This is a genomic window from Streptomyces sp. NPDC039430, assembly GCF_055639435.1.
The window spans coordinates 110,719-129,075 of sequence record NZ_JBVKAK010000012.1; the positions used below are offsets into that span (position 1 = coordinate 110,719).

13 protein-coding genes are annotated in these 18,357 nt (G+C 71.7%); 10 read left to right on the forward strand and 3 right to left on the reverse strand.

Annotated elements, in window-relative coordinates:
• The first annotated feature begins 89 nt into the window (after positions 1 to 89).
• A complete protein-coding gene (locus ACZ7LS_RS27265) occupies positions 90 to 1,916 on the forward strand; it encodes a chitinase (RefSeq protein ID WP_382874471.1) in 1,827 nt (608 codons plus the stop codon).
• On the opposite strand, the gene ACZ7LS_RS27270 is transcribed toward ACZ7LS_RS27265, so the two are convergent.
• Complete coding sequence (locus ACZ7LS_RS27270) at positions 1,870 to 2,445, reverse strand: phosphatase PAP2 family protein (RefSeq protein WP_382664603.1); 576 nt, start codon at positions 2,443 to 2,445, stop codon at positions 1,870 to 1,872. The two genes, ACZ7LS_RS27265 and ACZ7LS_RS27270, sit on opposite strands and share 47 nt — an antisense overlap.
• A gap of 463 nt (positions 2,446 to 2,908) precedes the next feature.
• Positions 2,909 to 4,243, reverse strand: a complete 1,335-nt coding sequence (gabT, locus tag ACZ7LS_RS27275) for a 4-aminobutyrate--2-oxoglutarate transaminase (RefSeq protein ID WP_382517049.1) — start codon at positions 4,241 to 4,243, stop codon at positions 2,909 to 2,911.
• 297 nt (positions 4,244 to 4,540) lie between these two features.
• On the opposite strand from gabT, the gene ACZ7LS_RS27280 reads away from it, so the two are divergent.
• From ACZ7LS_RS27280 to ACZ7LS_RS27300, 5 genes are all read left to right on the forward strand, one after another.
• Positions 4,541 to 6,745, forward strand: a complete 2,205-nt coding sequence (locus tag ACZ7LS_RS27280) for an ATP-binding protein (RefSeq protein ID WP_385133444.1) — start codon at positions 4,541 to 4,543, stop codon at positions 6,743 to 6,745.
• 268 nt (positions 6,746 to 7,013) lie between these two features.
• Positions 7,014 to 8,642 carry a PucR family transcriptional regulator gene (locus tag ACZ7LS_RS27285; protein WP_385133447.1) on the forward strand — a complete coding sequence of 543 codons (1,629 nt, stop codon included), beginning with the start codon at positions 7,014 to 7,016 and terminating at the stop codon, positions 8,640 to 8,642.
• A gap of 186 nt (positions 8,643 to 8,828) precedes the next feature.
• Complete coding sequence (locus ACZ7LS_RS27290; RefSeq protein WP_385133450.1) at positions 8,829 to 10,274, forward strand: aldehyde dehydrogenase family protein; 1,446 nt, start codon at positions 8,829 to 8,831, stop codon at positions 10,272 to 10,274.
• 165 nt (positions 10,275 to 10,439) lie between these two features.
• On the forward strand, positions 10,440 to 12,413 hold the full coding sequence (locus tag ACZ7LS_RS27295; RefSeq protein WP_385133453.1) for an acyl-CoA dehydrogenase family protein: 1,974 nt from the start codon (positions 10,440 to 10,442) through the stop codon (positions 12,411 to 12,413).
• A gap of 176 nt (positions 12,414 to 12,589) precedes the next feature.
• Positions 12,590 to 12,772 carry a hypothetical protein gene (locus tag ACZ7LS_RS27300; protein WP_356511489.1) on the forward strand — a complete coding sequence of 61 codons (183 nt, stop codon included), beginning with the start codon at positions 12,590 to 12,592 and terminating at the stop codon, positions 12,770 to 12,772.
• An 84-nt stretch (positions 12,773 to 12,856) separates the two neighbouring features.
• Here ACZ7LS_RS27300 and ACZ7LS_RS27305 read toward each other — a convergent pair whose 3' ends face one another.
• On the reverse strand, positions 12,857 to 14,053 hold the full coding sequence (locus tag ACZ7LS_RS27305; RefSeq protein ID WP_382517039.1) for a glycoside hydrolase family 64 protein: 1,197 nt from the start codon (positions 14,051 to 14,053) through the stop codon (positions 12,857 to 12,859).
• A 195-nt stretch (positions 14,054 to 14,248) separates the two neighbouring features.
• On the opposite strand from ACZ7LS_RS27305, the gene ACZ7LS_RS27310 reads away from it, so the two are divergent.
• The 4 genes from ACZ7LS_RS27310 (at position 14,249) to ACZ7LS_RS27325 (ending at position 18,287) form a co-directional block, all read left to right on the forward strand.
• Positions 14,249 to 14,740 carry a nucleotidyltransferase domain-containing protein gene (locus ACZ7LS_RS27310; protein ID WP_382880069.1) on the forward strand — a complete coding sequence of 164 codons (492 nt, stop codon included), beginning with the start codon at positions 14,249 to 14,251 and terminating at the stop codon, positions 14,738 to 14,740.
• A 120-nt stretch (positions 14,741 to 14,860) separates the two neighbouring features.
• A complete protein-coding gene (locus ACZ7LS_RS27315) occupies positions 14,861 to 15,652 on the forward strand; it encodes a hypothetical protein (protein WP_385133458.1) in 792 nt (263 codons plus the stop codon).
• 71 nt (positions 15,653 to 15,723) lie between these two features.
• A complete protein-coding gene (gene dxr / locus ACZ7LS_RS27320; RefSeq protein ID WP_385133461.1) occupies positions 15,724 to 16,989 on the forward strand; it encodes a 1-deoxy-D-xylulose-5-phosphate reductoisomerase in 1,266 nt (421 codons plus the stop codon).
• Positions 16,986 to 18,287, forward strand: coding sequence for a M50 family metallopeptidase (locus ACZ7LS_RS27325; RefSeq protein WP_382517030.1), 1,302 nt, complete (start codon positions 16,986 to 16,988; stop codon positions 18,285 to 18,287). Before dxr ends, ACZ7LS_RS27325 begins: the two co-directional genes overlap by 4 nt.
• Positions 18,288 to 18,357: the final 70 nt, after the last annotated feature.

Here is an 18,357-nt window from a genome sequence, read left to right on the forward strand (position 1 = left end):
GGCGCTGTCAGAGGTCTTGACCAAGCAATTGGTCTGGACCATGCTGTGCGCGCTCCGCCACCTCATTTCCCCCATGCCCGGAGGCAGTTGTGGAACGCACGAGACGTCCTGCTCTGTACCCAAGACTGGTGGCCGCCCTCGCGGCCGCCGTACTGACCGCGGGCGGACTCGTCGCCGCCGCCCAGACGGCGCGGGCCGCCGACGCGGACATCGCCCGCAACGGCGGCTTCGAGTCCGGCCTGACGGGCTGGAGCTGTACGGCGGGCAGCGGCGCCGTCGTCACCACCCCCGTCCACGGCGGCAGCGGCGCGCTCAAGGGGACCCCCGCGGGCAGTGACAACGCCAAGTGCTCGCAGACCGTCGCGGTCCAGCCGGACTCCGCGTACACACTCAGCTCCTGGGTCCGCGGGGGCTACGTCTATCTCGGCGCCTCCGGCACCGGCACCACCGATGTCTCCACCTGGACGCAGTCCGCGTCCGACTGGCAGAAGCTGACGACGAGCTTCCGCACCGGCCCGAACACCACCTCGGTGACCGTCTACACCCACGGGTGGTACGGCACGCCCGCCTACTACGCCGACGACCTCACCCTCGTCGGTCCTGGCGGCGCCCCGGCGCAGCCACCGGCCGTCCCCACCGGTCTGAAGACGGGCACCGTCACCTCCACCTCCGTGGCGCTCTCCTGGGCGCCCGTCACGGGCGCCACCGGCTACACCGTCTACCGGGGCGGCGCCAGGGCGCTGGACGTCAGCGGCACCTCGGCCACCGTCACCGGACTCAGCCCCTCCACGGCGTACGGCTTCCAGGTCGCCGCCACCAACGCCGCCGGCGCCTCCGCGCTCTCGCCCGCCGTCACCGCCACCACCTCCGCCTCGGGCGGCGGCGGAGGCGGCGGCGCGGACCTGCCCGCCCACGCGCTGGTCGGTTATCTGCACTCCAGCTTCGCCAACGGCTCCGGCTACACGCGGATGGCCGACGTGCCCGCCTCGTGGGACGTCATCAACCTCGCCTTCGGCGAACCCACCTCGGTCACCTCGGGCGACATCCGTTTCAGCCTCTGCCCGGTCGCCGAATGCCCGAACGTCGAGTCCGCCGCCGAGTTCAAGGCGGCGATCAAGGCCAAACAGGCCGCGGGCAAGAAGGTCCTGATCTCCATCGGCGGCGCGAACGGCCAGGTGCAGCTGTCCACCACCGGCGCCCGCGACGCCTTCGTCTCCTCGGTCTCCAAGATCATCGACGAGTACGGTCTGGACGGCCTGGACATCGACTTCGAGGGCCACTCGCTCTCGCTGAACACCGGTGACACCGACTTCCGCAACCCCACGACCCCGGTCGTCGTCAACCTCATCTCCGCGATCAAGACCCTCAAGGCCAAGTACGGCGCGGACTTCGTCCTCACCATGGCCCCCGAGACCTTCTTCGTACAGCTCGGCTACCAGTTCTACGGGTCCGGCCCCTGGGGCGGCCAGGACCCGCGCGCCGGCTCGTACCTCCCGGTGATCCACGCGCTGCGCGACGATCTCACCCTGCTGCACGTCCAGGACTACAACTCCGGACCGATCATGGGCCTGGACAACCAGTACCACTCGATGGGCGGCGCCGACTTCCATATCGCCATGACCGACATGCTGCTCACCGGCTTCCCCGTCGCCGGTGACACCACGAAGGTCTTCCCGGCGCTCCGCCCCGAGCAGGTCGCCATCGGCCTGCCCGCCTCGACCCAGGCGGGCAACGGCCACACCTCACCGGCCGAGGTGAACAAGGCGCTGAACTGCCTGACCAAGAAGACCGACTGCGGTTCCTACCAGACCCATGGCACCTGGCCCGCCCTGCGCGGACTGATGACCTGGTCCATCAACTGGGACCGCTTCAACCAGTGGGAGTTCTCGAAGAACTTCGACGCGTACTTCGGCTGAGGTCGCGCGATCCGGCCACGCGGAGTGCCCGCTCCAGAGCCAGGAGCAGCATCCCGCACAGCGCCAGGCTGCCGAGGACGTCCAGCGGCCAGTGGTAGCCACGCAGCATGAGACCGGTGCCCGTCGCCAGGGTGAGCAGGACGGCGGCGGGCACCGTCCGGTTCCGCGGCGTGCCCGGAGCGAGGAGCAGCGCGGCGCCGCCGTACGCGACCATCGCCGTCGCCGTGTGCCCGGACGGGTAGTACCCGGTGGCGTCGGTGAACGGGCCCGGCCGGTCGGTCCAGAGCTTGAGCGGTACGACCAGGACGGGCACGGCGGCCATCGCGAGCGCCGCCACCAGCGGCCGCGCGCGCTGCCCGCGCCACAGCGCGTATCCGATCGCCACGGCCAGTACGGGCACGGCGACGAGCATGCTGCCGAGATCGGCGAGGAATTCCGTCAGTGGTCTGGGCCCCTGGCCCGCGAGCACGCGACCGGCACGCTCGTCGGCCGACATCAGCGGCCCGCCGGCGGATACCTGCCAGGTCACGAGCGCGAAGACGGCCGCGCACAGCGCGAAGGGAATCCAGAACCACCGGGCGGGGCGGGGAAAGAAGGACGGCCGCCCGGGAACAGGGGGGGTGGTTCCGGGGCGGCCGTGCGGACCGGTGTGCCGCACGCCCCGGGGGGTTTGGGGCGGGCGGCCATCCGATCGGTGAGGTGCTCCAGAGCCGGAGGCTCCAGTGGTGTGCGCGAAGGCACGACCAGAGCGGCGCCGGGGATGCCCCGCTCCGGTGTCGCTCGCAGTCCCCTGCGAGCGGGGTGTTTCTCTCATCTGCGGAAACGGTACGTCAGGCGCGCCGACACCGACAGTCCGAAACGCATCCCGCCATCGGCCCCGCACACCTTCTTCACAGGCCCTGACAGGTGTGGCGGACCGGGGCCGCTCCCGCGGGTCCCGGTCCCTGTTCCGGCAGCTCAGACGGCGGTTTCCGGCGGCGGTTTCCGGCGGCTCAGACGGTGGCGAACGCCTGCTCGATGATGTCCAGGCCCTCGTTCAGCAGGTCCTCGCCGATCACCAGCGGCGGCAGGAAGCGCAGCACATTGCCGTAGGTGCCACAGGTCAGGACCAATAGCCCGGCCGCGTGGCACGCCTTGGCGAGCGCGGCGGTCGCCTCCGGAGCCGGCTCCTTGGTCTCACGGTTCTTCACGAGTTCGATCGCGATCATCGCGCCACGGCCGCGCACATCACCGATCAGGTCGTACTTCTCGCGCAGAGCGGAGAGCCGGCCCTTCATGACCGTCTCGATACGGCGGGCCTTCGCGGCGAGATCCAGCTCCCGCATCGTCTCGATGGCGCCGAGCGCGGCGGCGCAGGCCACCGGGTTGCCGCCGTACGTACCGCCGAGGCCGCCCGAGTGCGCGGCGTCCATGATCTCGGCGCGGCCGGTGACGGCGGCGAGCGGCAGACCGCCCGCGATGCCCTTCGCGGTGGTGATCAGGTCGGGGACGACGCCCTCGTCCTCACAGGCGAACCACTGGCCGGTACGGCAGAAGCCGGACTGGATCTCGTCCGCCACGAACACGATGCCGTTGTCCTTGGCGAACTTCGCGAGCGCGGGCAGGAAGCCCTTGGCCGGCTCGATGAAGCCGCCCTCGCCGAGCACCGGCTCGATGATGATCGCGGCGACGTTGTCGGCGCCGATCTGCTTGCTGATCTGGTCGATGGCCTGGGCGGACGCCTCGGGGCCGCAGTTCTCGGGACCGGTCGGCCAGCGGTAGCCATATGCGACCGGCACCCGGTAGATCTCGGGGGCGAACGGCCCGAAGCCGTTCTTGTACGGCATGTTCTTCGCGGTCAGCGCCATGGTGAGGTTCGTACGGCCGTGATAGCCGTGGTCGAACACGACCACCGCCTGGCGCCTGGTGTACGAACGGGCGATCTTCACAGCGTTCTCGACGGCCTCGGCGCCCGAGTTGAACAGCGCGGACTTCTTCGCGTGGTCACCCGGCGTCAGCTCCGCGAGCCGCTCACAGACCTCGACGTACCCCTCGTACGGCGTGACCATGAAACAGGTGTGGGTGAAGTCCGCGAGCTGGGCGGAGGCACGGCGTACGACGGCCTCGGCGCTGGCACCGACCGAGGTCACGGCGATCCCGGAACCGAAGTCGATCAGCCGGTTGCCGTCCACGTCCTCAAGGATCCCGCCGCCGGCTCGGGCGGCGAACACGGGCAGCACGGACCCGACGCCGCCGGCGACCGCGGCGGTACGGCGGGCCTGCAACTCCTGAGACTTCGGCCCTGGGATGGCGGTGACGAGGCGGCGCTCCTGCGGAATGGCGGTCATGAGGGGCTCCTGGGGGTGTTTCCGGGGTCTTTTCTTCGGCTTTCTTCGCAGGCTAGGGGTGGCGGAGGGGTGCGGGCATGCGCCGTTCGGTAGAAACCGGGGCGTGTCGTTGTCCGTGACGGACAGATGGCGCCCGCGGCAGGGCCGGGAGGCACGGCGGGGCGGCCCGACACCCGGTGGGCGGGGAACGGTGAACTACCCGTGCGCGGGCACTAGATTGACGCTTGCACACGAGATCGACGCTTGCACACGGCGGACTGCACAGCGCGGGCCCGACTGGTCAGGGGGCAGGGGTTCATGGACACCGACGGCACGCACGACTCACAGGGCACGCGCGCCACCCCTGTGCCGCGGCCGGCGGGGCCGCCGCCCACGCCGCCGCCGATGCCGACGTCCTCGCCGTCGCCGCCGGGCCTGCCGCCGGGTCCGCCGCCCGGTGCCTTCGAACCGTCCGGTGCCTTCGCCCACGGCGTCTTCGAAGCGGCTCCACCGGCTCCACCCGCGCCGGAGCGCGCCCCGGACAGCGGCCCGACCCTGGGCGAGTGGCTGCGGGTACCCCGCGTCGCGGACGCGCCCGGGACATGGGCGTACGGACACCGGCCGCGCCCCCCGGAGGAGCCGGAGCGCACGCCGGTGCGGCAGCTGGTCAGCGGAGCGCTGATCTCGCTCCTCGCGGGCCTGCTGCTCTGGTCGCTGCTGTGGAACGGCTATCTGGGCGGTTTCTGGCTCTGGCCGCTTTATATGTTCACGCCCGATTCCTGGCGCGGCACGATGGCCTCGGTCGTTGCCTCCTACATCTACTACGCGCTGGTCATCGGCGGGCTCCTGGTCCTCTTCGGACGGCTCGGCCGCTGGCCCGAGCTCGCCCGCCGCGTCGTCGGCCGGGTCCCCGGGGTCGCGCCCAAGGAGACCGCGCCACCGCCCCCCGAGCCCGAGGACGATCTCGCCGAGTGGCCCCAGCTCCGGGCCGCCGGCCAGGGCGAGACCGCCACACGGCTCGCCGCCGAGGTGCGGGACGGGCGGATGAACGACGTCGACTACGCGCGGATCCGGCGCGCCTGGCACTCCGTACGGGCCGATCCCTCCCGGCTCACGGCGTTCGCCGAGGCCGTACGGGCCCAGGGCGCCGCGGCCTGCGTCCACCCCTCGGGCACGCGCGACCTGCCCGTCCGCGCCGCCCGGCACGATCTGCTCGTACGGCAGGTCCGGCTCGGCACGGTCCACGACGGGGAACGCAACCCGTATCCCCGGCGCGGCACCGGGATCGCGCTGGACCCGGTCCTGCTGGGGACCTCTCTGCTGGCCGTGGGACCGCCGGGCGCGGGCAAGACCCATGCCCTCGTCCGGCCGGTCGTCGAGTCGCTCTCCCTCCAAGCGCTCGCGGGACAGGCCGTCGTCATCGCCGTCTGCGCCGCCGGAACCCAGCTCGGCCCCGACAGCGCCTACGACGTCGTGGTCCGGCTCGGCGACCCGCGGTCGGTCTACGACCTCGATCTGTACGGGGGGACGAACGACCCGGACGAGGCCGCCGCCGTACTCGCCGAGGGCCTCGTCGGCGATCTCACGGACACCGACGGCAGGCGGGCCACCACCGCGCTCGCTCAGCTGCTCGGCCCGTTCCGCGCCGCGCACGGCCGGCTGCCCGCCGTACCGGAGCTGCGCGAGCTGCTCGACGGCACGCCCGCCGCGCTGGCCGCCCTGCGCGAGGCGCTCGACGCCGGGGGCCACCACGCCATGCGGCGCGAACTCGACACCAGGGAACGCCAGTCCGCGGCCCCCGGGGACGCGGGGAGCGCGCTCGCCGACCGGATCGCGCTGCTCGACCGCCCGGCGTTCGCGGGCTTCTTCGACACCAGCGGCAGAACCCGGCCGTTCTCGCTGCGCACCCTGGAACATCCGCTCCGGGTCCGTATCGACCTGCCGGAACGCGGGCACGCCGAGGCCTCGCGGATGCTGGCCAGGCTCGTCCTCGCCCAGTTCACGGCGAACGCCGCCGTACGCGCCGACCGCTCGCTCTTCGCCTGTCTCGTCCTGGACGACGCGACCCGCACCCTCACCGGCCAGACCCTGCGCGGGGTGCAGCGGCTGCGGTCGGTGAACGCGGGCGCGCTGCTCACCCTGCGCACGCTCGACGATGTGCCGGAGGCGCTGCACACCGCGCTGCTCGGGGCCGTCGGCTGCCGGATGGCCTTCTCCGGGATCACCACCTGGGACGGCAAGCGCTTCGCGGAGGCCTGGGGGACCGAGTGGGTGGAGACCCGGGACGTCACCCAGCGCACGGTCTTCGCCGACCAGCCGCTGACCCGGGCCATCCACGCCTTCCGGAAGCTGGTCACGGGCAAGGCCGTGACGACGGACGCGGTGACCGTACGGAAGGTCGAGCGCGAGCGCTGGTCGGCCTCCGAGCTGGCGCACTCGGTGCCCGCGGGGCACGCGGTGCTGTCCCTGCGGACGGTGGGGGGCGACCACGCGCCGCCCCTGCTGGTGGATCTGCGGAACTGATCCCGCGGCACCGGCCACGCGGAGCCGGTGCCGCCGGCCACCGCCACCCCGGCCACCGCCACCGCGGACGCCGCAACCCGGCCACCGCCACCCCGGCCACCGCCACCGCGGACGCCGCAACCCGGCCACCGCCACCACCCCGGCCGTCGGCTCGTACAAGCTGGCAGAATTGAGGGATGCCGTTCATACGGGACGGCGTAATCGTCCGAGGTGGCGTCTTCCGGCCGCCGCCCTGCCCCTCCATCGCCGAAGGCCCTACGGTTCGACCATGCCGCCCACCCTCGCCTCGCTCGTCCAGCATTCGGCGCTCAACCTCACCGTGCGAGCGGGGGAGGACCGGCTCCAGACGCCCGTGCGCTGGGTCCACGCGAGCGAGCTGGCCGACCCCGTGCCGTACATGGAGGGCGGGGAACTGCTCCTCATCACGGCGACGACCCTGGACGCCGCCGATCCGGAGGCCATGCGGCGCTACGTCCGCAGGCTGGTCGGCGCCGGGGTCGTCGGGCTCGGCTTCGCCGTCGGCGTCAACTACGAGGACATCCCGGAGGCGCTCGTCGAGGCCGCGCGGGAGGCCGGGCTGCCGCTGCTGGGCGTTCCGCGGCGCACCCCCTTCCTCGCCATCAGCAAGGCCGTCTCGGCGGCTCTCGCGGCCGACCAGTACCGCGCGGTCACCGCGGGGTTCGAGGCGCAGCGCGAGCTGACCAGCGCCGCCCTCGCCGAAGGGCCCGCGGCGCTGCTGGCCCGGCTCGCCGCGTATGTGGACGGCTGGGCGGCGCTGTACGACGCGTCGGGCGCGGTCGTCGCCGCCGCGCCCGAGTGGGCCGCGCGCCGGGCCGCCCGGCTGACCGGCGAGGTGGAACGGCTGCGGGAGCGGCCCGCGCCCGCGAGCGCGGTGGTCGGGGCGTCGGGAGACGCGGCGGCCGAGGCACCGGGCGGCGCCGAGGACCGCGTCGAGCTCCAGTCCCTGGGCACGGGCCGACGGATGCGCGGCGCGCTCGCCGTCGGTACGGGAGCCGCGCTGGGCACCGCGGAGCGGTACGCGGTCCACTCGGCGATCGCCCTGCTGACGCTGACCACGGAGCGGTCGCGGGCCCTCCAGGCCGCCGAACAGCGGCTCGGCGCGGCCGTGCTGCGGATGCTGCTCTCCGGCCAGCCCGACCACGCGCGCGCCGTGGCCGGTGATCTCTACGGGGGCCTGCTCGACGCCCCGTTCCGGCTGCTGGTCGCCGAATCGGCCGAATCGTCGAAACCCGCGAAGCAGGCGAAGCCCGTGCCAGATCCGGAGACCGACCATCCGCTCCAGCTGCTCACGGAGGCGCTGGAGGCAGCGGCCGCACGGGCTGGGGAGGCGCTGCTCGCGGTCCCGGACGGCGAGGAACGGCTCATCGTGCTCGCCGTGGACGGCGGGGCGGTGGTCACGGCTTGCGAGGGCTACGCCCGGCGCGAGGCCGAGGACGCGGGGGCCGTCATCGGACTCTCCGCGCCCACGGGCCCGATCGCGGCGGCGGGCGCGTACAAACAGGCCGAGCAGGCCCTCTCGGTGGCGCGCAGACGCGGCCGGGCGCTGGTCGAGCACGAGGAACTGGCGGCGGGATCGATCCTCCCGCTGCTCGCGGACGACGCCGTACGCGCCTTCGCGGACGGCATGCTCCGCGCCCTGTACGAGCACGACGCGAAGGGCCGCGGGGATCTGGTGGCCTCGCTGCGTGCCTGGCTCTCCCGGCACGGCCAGTGGGACGCGGCGGCGGCCGACCTCGGGGTCCACCGCCATACGCTGCGCTACCGCATGCGCCGGGTGGAGGAGATCCTCGGCCGCTCGCTGGACGACCCGGACGTACGGATGGAGCTGTGGCTGGCCCTGAAGACGACGGCGTCCCCCGTACCCGCGAGCGACTAGATCCGGCCCGGGAGCCGGCGCATCCGTCGCGACGCGTCCGTCCGCGACCCCGCGCGGCGGGCGCTTACGACAATGCGTAGCACGCCTCCCACCTCACCACTCCACCCCGGACAAACGACCACCCGCGTCCGCACCCCTACCGTGGAACCAGACACCCCCATCTCTTCGGAAGGGCCCGGACTCGCAATGACTTCCACCCACGCTTTCTGGCTCGCCGGCCGCCAGGCCACCGGCGAGGACACCTTCGACGTCACCTCCCCCTGGGACGGCCGGCTCGTCGGCACCGTGGCCGTGCCGACCGAGGACCAGGTCGAAGAGGCCGTGGCCGCCGCGCACGCGGTCCTGGACGAGTTCGCCGCGACACCCGCGCACGTACGGGCCGCCGCGCTCGACCACGTCTCCCGCAGGCTCGTCGAGCGCACCGAGGAGATCGCCCGGCTGATCTCCGCCGAGAACGGCAAGCCCCTCAAGTGGGCCCGTGGCGAGGTCGGCCGCGCCGTCTCCGTCTTCCGCTTCGCCGCCGAAGAGGCCCGCCGCTTCAACGGCGGGGAGGCCCAGCGCCTCGACACCGACCCGGGCGGCGCCGGCCGTCTCGCCCTGACCCGCCGCTTCCCCCGTGGCGTCGTGCTCGGTATCGCGCCGTTCAACTTCCCGCTCAACCTCTGCGCCCACAAGATCGCCCCGGCCATCGCCGTCGGCGCCCCGATCATCCTCAAGCCCGCCCCGGCGACCCCGCTCTCCGGACTCCTCCTCGGCGAGCTGCTGGCCGAGACCGACCTGCCGGCCGGCGCCTGGTCCGTACTGCCCGTGCCGAACGACCGGATGCCCGCCCTCGTCCAGGACGAGCGGCTGCCGGTCATCTCCTTCACCGGCTCGGACAAGGTCGGCTTCGCGATCATGGACTCCGTCCCGCGCAAGCACTGCACGCTCGAACTCGGCGGCAACGGCGCGGCCGTCGTCCTCGCCGACTACGCGAGCGAGAAGGACCTGGACTGGGCCGCGACCCGGATCGCCACCTTCTCGAACTACCAGGGCGGCCAGTCCTGTATCTCCGTCCAGCGCGTGATCGCCGACGCCTCGGTGTACGAACGTCTCGTCCCCAAGGTCATCGCCGCCGTCGAGGCCCAGGTAACCGGCGACCCCGGCGACGACGCCACCGATGTGGGGCCGCTCGTCAGCGAGGACGCGGCCAAGCGCGTCGAGTCGTGGGTCGACGAGGCGGTACGGGCCGGCGCCCAGCTGCTCACGGGCGGCAAGCGGGACGGAGCGACGTACGCGCCGACCGTCCTGTCCGAGGTCCCCGCGGACGTCACGATCTCCTGCGAGGAGGTCTTCGGGCCCGTCCTCACCCTGCGCCGCGTCGAGAGCGAGACCGAGGCGTTCGAGAAGGTCAACGACTCGAAGTACGGCCTCCAGGCCGGGGTGTTCACCCATGACGTGCAGGCCGCCTTCCGCGCCCACCGCGCGCTGGAGGTCGGCGGCGTGATCATCGGCGACGTCCCCTCGTACCGCGCCGACCAGATGCCGTACGGCGGCGCCAAGCAGTCCGGCGTGGGCCGCGAGGGCGTGCGGTTCGCGATGGACGACTACACATACGAGCGCGTCATGGTGCTCACGGGCCTCGCGCTCTAGGAGGGCCTCCCGGGGGCGCTCCCGGAGCGCCCCCGGCACCCTCGCCACGTACCCGCGGCCCGCGCCACGACTGGTGGGGGTCGCGGGAATCGGGTAGATACGGACGAGTAGACCAGGTCGGCTGAACCGTCTCTGGACCCGACTCCGCGGCGAGGTGAGTTCCTCATGTCCGCCCCATCCGCACCCTCAGCAGCATCCGCACCGCAGGAACCCCAGGGCAACCCCAGGGTCTCCGAGCGGGAAGCCCGCCAGGTCGCCGAGGCGGCCCGGGAACAGGGCTGGCGCAAGCCGAGCTTCGCCAAGGAGATGTTCCTCGGCCGCTTCCGTCTCGATCTCATCCATCCGCACCCGATGCCGGCGTCCGAGGACGTCAAGCGCGGCGAGCAGTTCCTCGCGAAGCTCCGTGAATTCTGCGAGACGAGGATCGACGGCGCGCGGATCGAGCGCGAGGCCCGGATCCCCGACGAGGTGATCAACGGCCTCAGGGAGCTGGGCGCGCTCGGTATGAAGATCGAGACCAAATACGGCGGGCTCGGCCTCACCCAGGTGTACTACAACAAGGCCCTGGCCCTGGTCGGCTCCGCCAGTCCGGCGATCGGCGCGCTGCTCTCCGCCCATCAGTCGATCGGCGTACCGCAGCCGCTGAAGCTGTTCGGCACCCAGGAACAGAAGGACACCTTCCTGCCGCGCCTGGCCCGCCACGACATCTCGGCCTTCCTCCTCACCGAGCCCGACGTGGGCTCCGACCCCGCCCGGCTCGCCACGACCGCCGTCCTCGACGGCGACGCGTACGTCCTCGACGGCGTGAAGCTGTGGACGACCAACGGAGTCGTCGCCGATCTGCTCGTCGTGATGGCGCGCGTACCGAAGACGGAGGCCGGGAAGGGCGGCATCACGGCGTTCGTCGTCGAGGCCGGCTCCCCGGGTATCACGGTCGAGAACCGCAACGCGTTCATGGGCCTGCGCGGTCTGGAGAACGGCGTGACCCGCTTCCACCAGGTCAGGGTCCCCGCCGCCAACCGCATCGGACCCGAGGGCGCGGGCCTGAAGATCGCCCTCACCACCCTCAACACCGGCCGGCTCTCGCTGCCCGCGATGTGTGTCGGCGCGGGCAAGTGGTGTCTGAAGATCGCCCGCGAATGGTCGGCGGCCCGGGAGCAGTGGGGCAGGCCGGTGGGCCGCCACGAGGCCGTGGGCGCGAAGATCTCGTTCATCGCGGCCACCACCTTCGCGCTGGAGGCGGTCGTGGACCTGGCCTCCCAGATGGCCGACGAGGACCGCAACGACATCCGGATCGAAGCGGCCCTGGCCAAGCTGTACGGCTCCGAGATGAGCTGTCTGATGGCCGACGAACTGGTCCAGATCCGGGGCGGCCGGGGCTTCGAGACCGCGGACTCCCTGGCCGCGCGCGGCGAACGTGCCGTACCCGCCGAGCAGATGCTCCGCGATCTGCGCATCAACCGGATCTTCGAGGGCTCCACCGAGATCATGCATCTGCTGATCGCGCGCGAGGCGGTCGACGCCCATCTGGCGGTCGCGGGCGACATCATCGATCCGGACGCGTCGCTGTCGGACAAGGCGCGGGCCGGGGCGCAGGCGGGCCGGTTCTACGCCCGCTGGCTGCCGAAGCTGGTCGCGGGACCGGGGCAGCTGCCCGGCTCGTACGCGGAGTTCCACCCGGCGGGCCACCCCGACCTGTCGACGCATCTGCGCTATGCCGAGCGCAGCGCGCGCAAGCTCGCCCGCTCCACGTTCTACGCCATGTCGCGCTGGCAGGGCCGGATGGAGACCAAGCAGGGCTTCCTCGGCCGGATCGTGGACATCGGCGCCGAGCTGTTCGCCATGAGCGCCGCCTGTGTACGGGCGGAGCTGATGCGGACGAGCGGTGACCACGGCCGCGAGGCGTACCAGCTGGCGGACGCCTTCTGCCGGCAGGCCCGCATCCGCGTCGAGGAGCTGTTCACCCGGCTCTGGTCCAACACGGACGACCTGGACCGGAAGGTCGTGAACGGCGTCCTGGCCGGTACGTACACCTGGCTGGAGGCCGGGGTCATCGACCCGAGCGGCGAGGGCCCCTGGATCGCGGACGCGACCCCGGGACCGTCCCAGCGGGAGAACGTGCACCGTCCCGTCCACTGAGCCGCCGAGGTCATGAGGCCGGCGGGTCGCGTCCGCGTGAGGACGCGACCCGGCCGGTCCGCACGTTTGACCGAATTGTGATTAAAATGTAGGTGAATATGTAGGAATGTGGAGATGCCTACGGAATCTCCCGCCCGCGCCGGGCGGGGTTCATCGACCTCTGTGAGGGGGTTGCCATGGCCAGGGACGCCGACTTCTACGCACATGGCCGGCCGGAGAACCCGCGGCTCCCGGAGGACAGGCCGCGCGGAGGCGGGCCGAAGGGGCCGCCCCCGGTCCACAGCACGGCCTGGAAGGTCATGGCCGTCGCCATCGCGATCGTCGTGATCATCCTGGCGGGGATCCTGCTGTTCCCGTGAGGGCCTCTCGCCCCGCCCACCGCCCCGTCCCGTGACCGGAGTCAACCGACCGGCCACGGGACGGTCACGTTCGCCCGGCCGCTGTCAGTTGAACGGGTCGAGCGTGATGTACGCCTGCTGCGGGTCGCCGTCGTGCACCAGCGACTCATGGGCGCCGACATCGTCGAAGGCGAAGGCGTACGCCTTGCCGTCGGCCATCTGCGCGTGGATCTTCCTGGCGTAGTGGTTGGTCACCGAGTCCTGGTAGAAGTTCGCCGCACTCGTGTCCGGCTGGTTGGGGTTGACCAGGAGCGTGGAGCGGTTGAACCCCGCGCAGAGGGTGCGCGAGATCGGGCCGCGTACGAGGTCGTTCGGCGCGTCGAGCAGCTTGTAGCAGCCGAAGATCGAGTCCGCGTCGGGCTTCTGGAACGAGGTGACGACCGCGCCCGCGCTGTTGGTGAAGTTCATGGTGTTGCCCGAGACCCGGCCGAAGTACTTGGTGTTCGGCTGGTCCGCGAACGGGGTCACCGTCAGCGTCGACGTGCTGTACCTGCTCCACACCCGGTTGATGTAGTCGTCCATCACGGACGCGGGCAGATTTCCGGCCCCGATGCCGTGACCGGGTGAGAGGGCGCGCAGGATCGTGCCGTCGGACCGGGTCTGGATCAGATTGGCCCAGCCGCCGGGCTGGCTCCTGAGGGAGTCGAAGAATCCCTTGTAGCCGCCCGCCTTGAGGTGGCCGGTGGTCTTGGTGGTGCCGTTCGGGGCCTTGACGCCGACGGCGTAGGGCGCCGAGAACATATCGACCTGTGTGCTGTTGATCCACAGCCCAGCGTCATTGAGTGTGTACTCGGTCCAGTTGAAGAGGATGTTCCGGTTCGGGTCGGACGGGTTCTGTACGGCGGGCTGCACCAGCCCGCCGGTCGTCAGCCTGAAGTCGAGCTTCTGGCCGTACGAGAAGTAGACCCTGCCGGAGAACTTCGGCATCCGGATCGTCTTGGACTGCCCGTTGGCGGGCCCGGCGATCGACGCGTCGGGCGCCGGGGTGGGGGGATTGCCGCCCGCGGGCCAGGCGTGGAACGTACCGTTCGCGTCGGCCCAGCCCTGCTGGCCCGTCGTGAGCAGCGTGCCGAGGTTGTAGATGTAGACCGGGTCCGTGCGCCCGGAGCTGTTCGTGATGGTGAGCGGAATGGTCGTGGGAACGGCGGCCTCCGCGGGAGCCGCGGGGCCGGCGGCCGTGAACCCCGTTGCGAAGATCGCCGCGGCGGCGAGTACCGCGAGCAACTTTCTGGTACCAAGCACGCTCTACCTCCTGATGTGTGGGGATGAGAGCGCTCTCATCCCCACAGGCAGGGGGTGAGAGCGCTCTCAGAATCGGGCCGCGGGTGAGGTGTGTCAATGCGCCCGGCCCAACTCGTCGGCGGCGGCCGGCGCGTTCCGGGGCCGCGAAAACGGTTGGCGGCGTCCGGAGTTGGCGGCGTATCGTCCCGCCGCGTGATGACCGCCGCCGACGTACTGTCCGTGCTGGCCCTGCTGCGGGAGGCGGACGCGGACGTCTGGATCGCCGGAGGCTGGGGCATCGACGCCCTGCTCGGCGCCCAGACCCGCCCCCACCGCGATCTGGACCTCCTGCACCGCGCCGGCCAGGAACCCCGGGTCGTCGAGGCGCTGTCCGGCGCGGGCTTCGCCGAGACCCTGGACTGGCGCCCGGTGCGGTTCGTCCTCGCCCGCCCGACGGGTGAGGAGATCGACTTCCACCCCCTCTCCTTCGCCCCGGACGGCTCGGCGCTCCAGTCGTCACCGGACCCGGAGAAGCCCTACGTGTACCCGGCGGAGTGCTTCACCACGGGCACCATCGGGGGGACGGCGGTCCGGTGCATCTCGGCCGGGCGGCAGGTCCTGTTCCACCAGGGGTACGAGCCGGCCGACCGGGACCGCCACGACATGGCCATGCTCCGCGAGAAGTTCGGCATCACGACGCACTTCTGAGCGCCGGCTCCGGGCGCCGGCTCCGAGCGCCGGGCCGGGCCCCCCGGGATGTCGTCGCATGCCCCACAATCGGGAGTCGCGCCGTCAACTCGGCGCGGTGGACCGACAACGGGGGCAGGCATGTTCGAGGCCGGGAAGCGGCGGGTACGACGGACGCGGCGGGGGCTCGGGGCGGTGGCCGCCGGGCTCGTACTGGCCGGGGCGGCCGCGTGCGGCGGGGACGGGCAGGGCGCCGACGACGCCAAGGGCGGGAAACCGGGCGGGAATACGGCCGGCAAGCCCTCCGCCACCGCCTCCGGGCCCGCCCCGCTCACCGAGGAGCGGCTCACCGCCGCGTCCCTCACCGAGGGCGAGCGGATCGGCGCGTACACCGCCTCCGAGTACGCCCTCGGCGCGCCGCTCGGCGACGACTACACCGCCGATCCCGCCGTCTGCCAGCCGCTCGTCAGCCTCGCCGAGGGCGCCACCGCGTTCGACCCCGTCGCCGAGGTCCAGCGCAAGGCCGACATACCCGACGAGCTGCTCGGCCTCACCGTCTCCGTACAGCTGCGTTCGTACACCGCGCCGGACGCGGCCGGTGTGATGAAGGCCCTCGGCACGGCCGGGCGCGAGTGCGCGGGCGGATTCACCGAGGACCGGGCGCTGGCGCGAGCGCGGTATCTGAAGGTGGAGCCCGCCGGAGCGCCGGACGTGGGGGACGAGGCGAGGGCGTTCCGGCTCACGCTCCTCGACGTGAAGGGCACGCTGAAGCTGTACGAGTATCTGACCGTCGTACGCTCCGGCTCCACGACGCTCGCCTTCCGCGCCGAGATCACCGGTACGAAGGACGTCGGGGGAGTGCCCGGCGAGATCGTCCGGGCGCAGTGGCAGAAGTTCCGGTCGGCGGTCGGGGACGCGGCGGAAAAGCGGTGAAGACGGGCGCGCGGGGGCACCTGCCGGGGCGCGCTGTCCTTCCGGCGCGGGGATGAGGCGAGAATGGGGGCATGAGCGACTGCCCAGCCCCTCTCGCCGATCCGCACATCGCCTTCGATCCGACCGAAGGCCGCCGGGACATCGTCGTCCTCGGCTCCACCGGATCCATTGGCACACAGGCCATCGACCTGGTCCTGCGCAACCCCGACCGCTTCTGTGTCACCGCGCTCTCCGCCGCGGGCGGTCGCGTGGACCTGCTCGCCGAGCAGGCGCGGAAGCTGCGGGTCCGCACCGTCGCGGTCGCGCGCGAGGAGGCCGTGCCCGCGCTCCGGGAGGCGCTCGCCGGGCGGTACGGGACGGCCGAACCGCTTCCCGAGATCCTCGCGGGACCCGACGCCGCCACCGAGCTGGCGGCGTCCGACTGCCACACCGTGCTCAACGGCATCACCGGCTCCATCGGACTCGCGCCCACCCTCGCCGCCCTCACCGCGGGCCGTACGCTCGCGCTCGCCAACAAGGAATCGCTGATCGTCGGCGGCCCGCTGGTGAAGGCCCTGGCCAGGCCCGGCCAGATCATCCCCGTCGACTCCGAGCACGCCGCGCTCTTCCAGGCGCTGGCCGCGGGCACCCGCGCCGATGTGCGCAAGCTGGTGGTGACGGCCTCCGGCGGGCCCTTCCGCGGCCGTACGAAGGCCGAGCTGGCGCATGTCACCCCCGGGGACGCCCTCGCGCACCCCACCTGGGCCATGGGGCCGGTGATCACGGTCAACTCCGCGACCCTCGTCAACAAGGGCCTCGAAGTGATCGAGGCGCATCTGCTGTACGACATTCCCTTCGAACGCATCGAGGTCGTCGTACACCCCCAGTCGTATGTCCACTCGATGGTGGAATTCAACGACGGCTCGACCCTGGCGCAGGCGACCCCGCCCGATATGCGCGGGCCGATCGCCGTGGGTCTCGGCTGGCCGCACCGGGTGCCGGACGCCGCGCCCGCCTTCGACTGGACCACGGCCTCGACCTGGGAGTTCTTCCCGCTTGACACCGAGGCGTTCCCGTCCGTGGGACTCGCCCGGCACGTCGGGACCCTGGGCGGCACGGCCCCCGCGGTGTTCAATGCCGCGAACGAGGAGTGCGTGGACGCGTTTCTGGCCGGACGGCTGCCGTTCAACGGCATCATGGATACGGTCACAGAGGTCGTCGCGGAGCACGGCACCCCCCGTAAGGGAACCTCGCTCACCGTCGCGGACGTCCTCGAAGCGGAGACCTGGGCCCGCGCCCGGGCCCGTGAAACGGCAGCGGAATTCAGTGAAGAACAGCCAGCGGAGGCTCGCGCATGACGATCCTGTTGACGGTCCTCGGCATTGCCGTCTTTGTCGTGGGGCTGCTCTTCTCCATCGCCTGGCACGAACTGGGCCATCTCTCCACGGCCAAACTCTTCGGCATCCGCGTGCCCCAGTACATGGTCGGCTTCGGGCCGACCATCTGGTCGCGCACGAAGGGCGATACGGAGTACGGGATCAAGGCGATCCCGCTCGGCGGCTACATCCGGATGATCGGAATGTTCCCGCCTGGCCCCGACGGCAGGATCGAGGCACGCTCCACCTCGCCGTGGCGCGGGATGATAGAGGACGCGCGCTCCGCCGCCTTCGAGGAGCTGGGACCGGGCGACGAGAAGCGCCTCTTCTACACGCGCAAGCCGTGGAAGCGCGTGATCGTGATGTTCGCGGGTCCGTTCATGAACCTCGTCCTGGCCGCCGTGATCTTCATCGGTGTGGCGATGAGCTTCGGCTTCCAGACCCAGACCACGCAGGTCGCAGGCGTCCAGCAGTGTGTGATCTCGCAGAGCGAGAAGCGCGACACCTGCGAGAAGAAGGACCCCGTCTCGCCCGCGCGCGCGGCCGGTCTCCAGAAGGGCGACAAGATCGTCGCCTTCAACGGGCAGCGGGTCGACGACTGGTCGACGCTCTCCGGCCTCATCCGCGAGACGATCGGCCCCGCCACCATCACCGTCGACCGCGACGGCACCGAGCGGGTGCTGCACGCCACGCTCGCCAAGAACATGGTGGCCGAGAAGGACTCCGACGGAGAGGTCGTCCCGGACAAGTACGTACCGGCCGGCTATCTCGGCTTCGCCGCCTCCACCGAGATCGTCCCGCTCTCGTTCCCCCAGTCCGTGGACCGGATGGGCACCATGATCGGGGACGGTGTCGAGTCGATCGTCGCCCTGCCCTCCAAGATCCCCGACCTCTGGAGCGCGGCCTTCGGCGACGGCCCGCGCAAGGACGACTCACCGGTCGGTGTGGTCGGCGCGGCGCGCATCGGCGGCGAGGTGATGACGCTGGACATCCCCGCGCAGAACCAGATCGCGATGATGCTGTTCCTGCTCGCGGGCTTCAACCTCTCGCTCTTCCTCTTCAACATGCTGCCGCTGCTGCCCCTGGACGGCGGGCACATCGCGGGCGCGCTCTGGGAATCGCTGCGGCGCAGGCTCGCACGGCTGTTCAAGCGGCCCGATCCGGGCCCGTTCGATGTGGCGAAGCTGATGCCCGTCGCCTATGTCGTGGCGGGGATCTTCATCTGCTTCACCCTGCTCGTCCTGGTCGCCGACGTCTTCAACCCCGTCAAGATCAGCTGATACGAACCGATTCGCGGCGGCCGGACACCATTCGTGTCCGGCCGCTTATCTTTGGGTGGAGTTTTCGCGT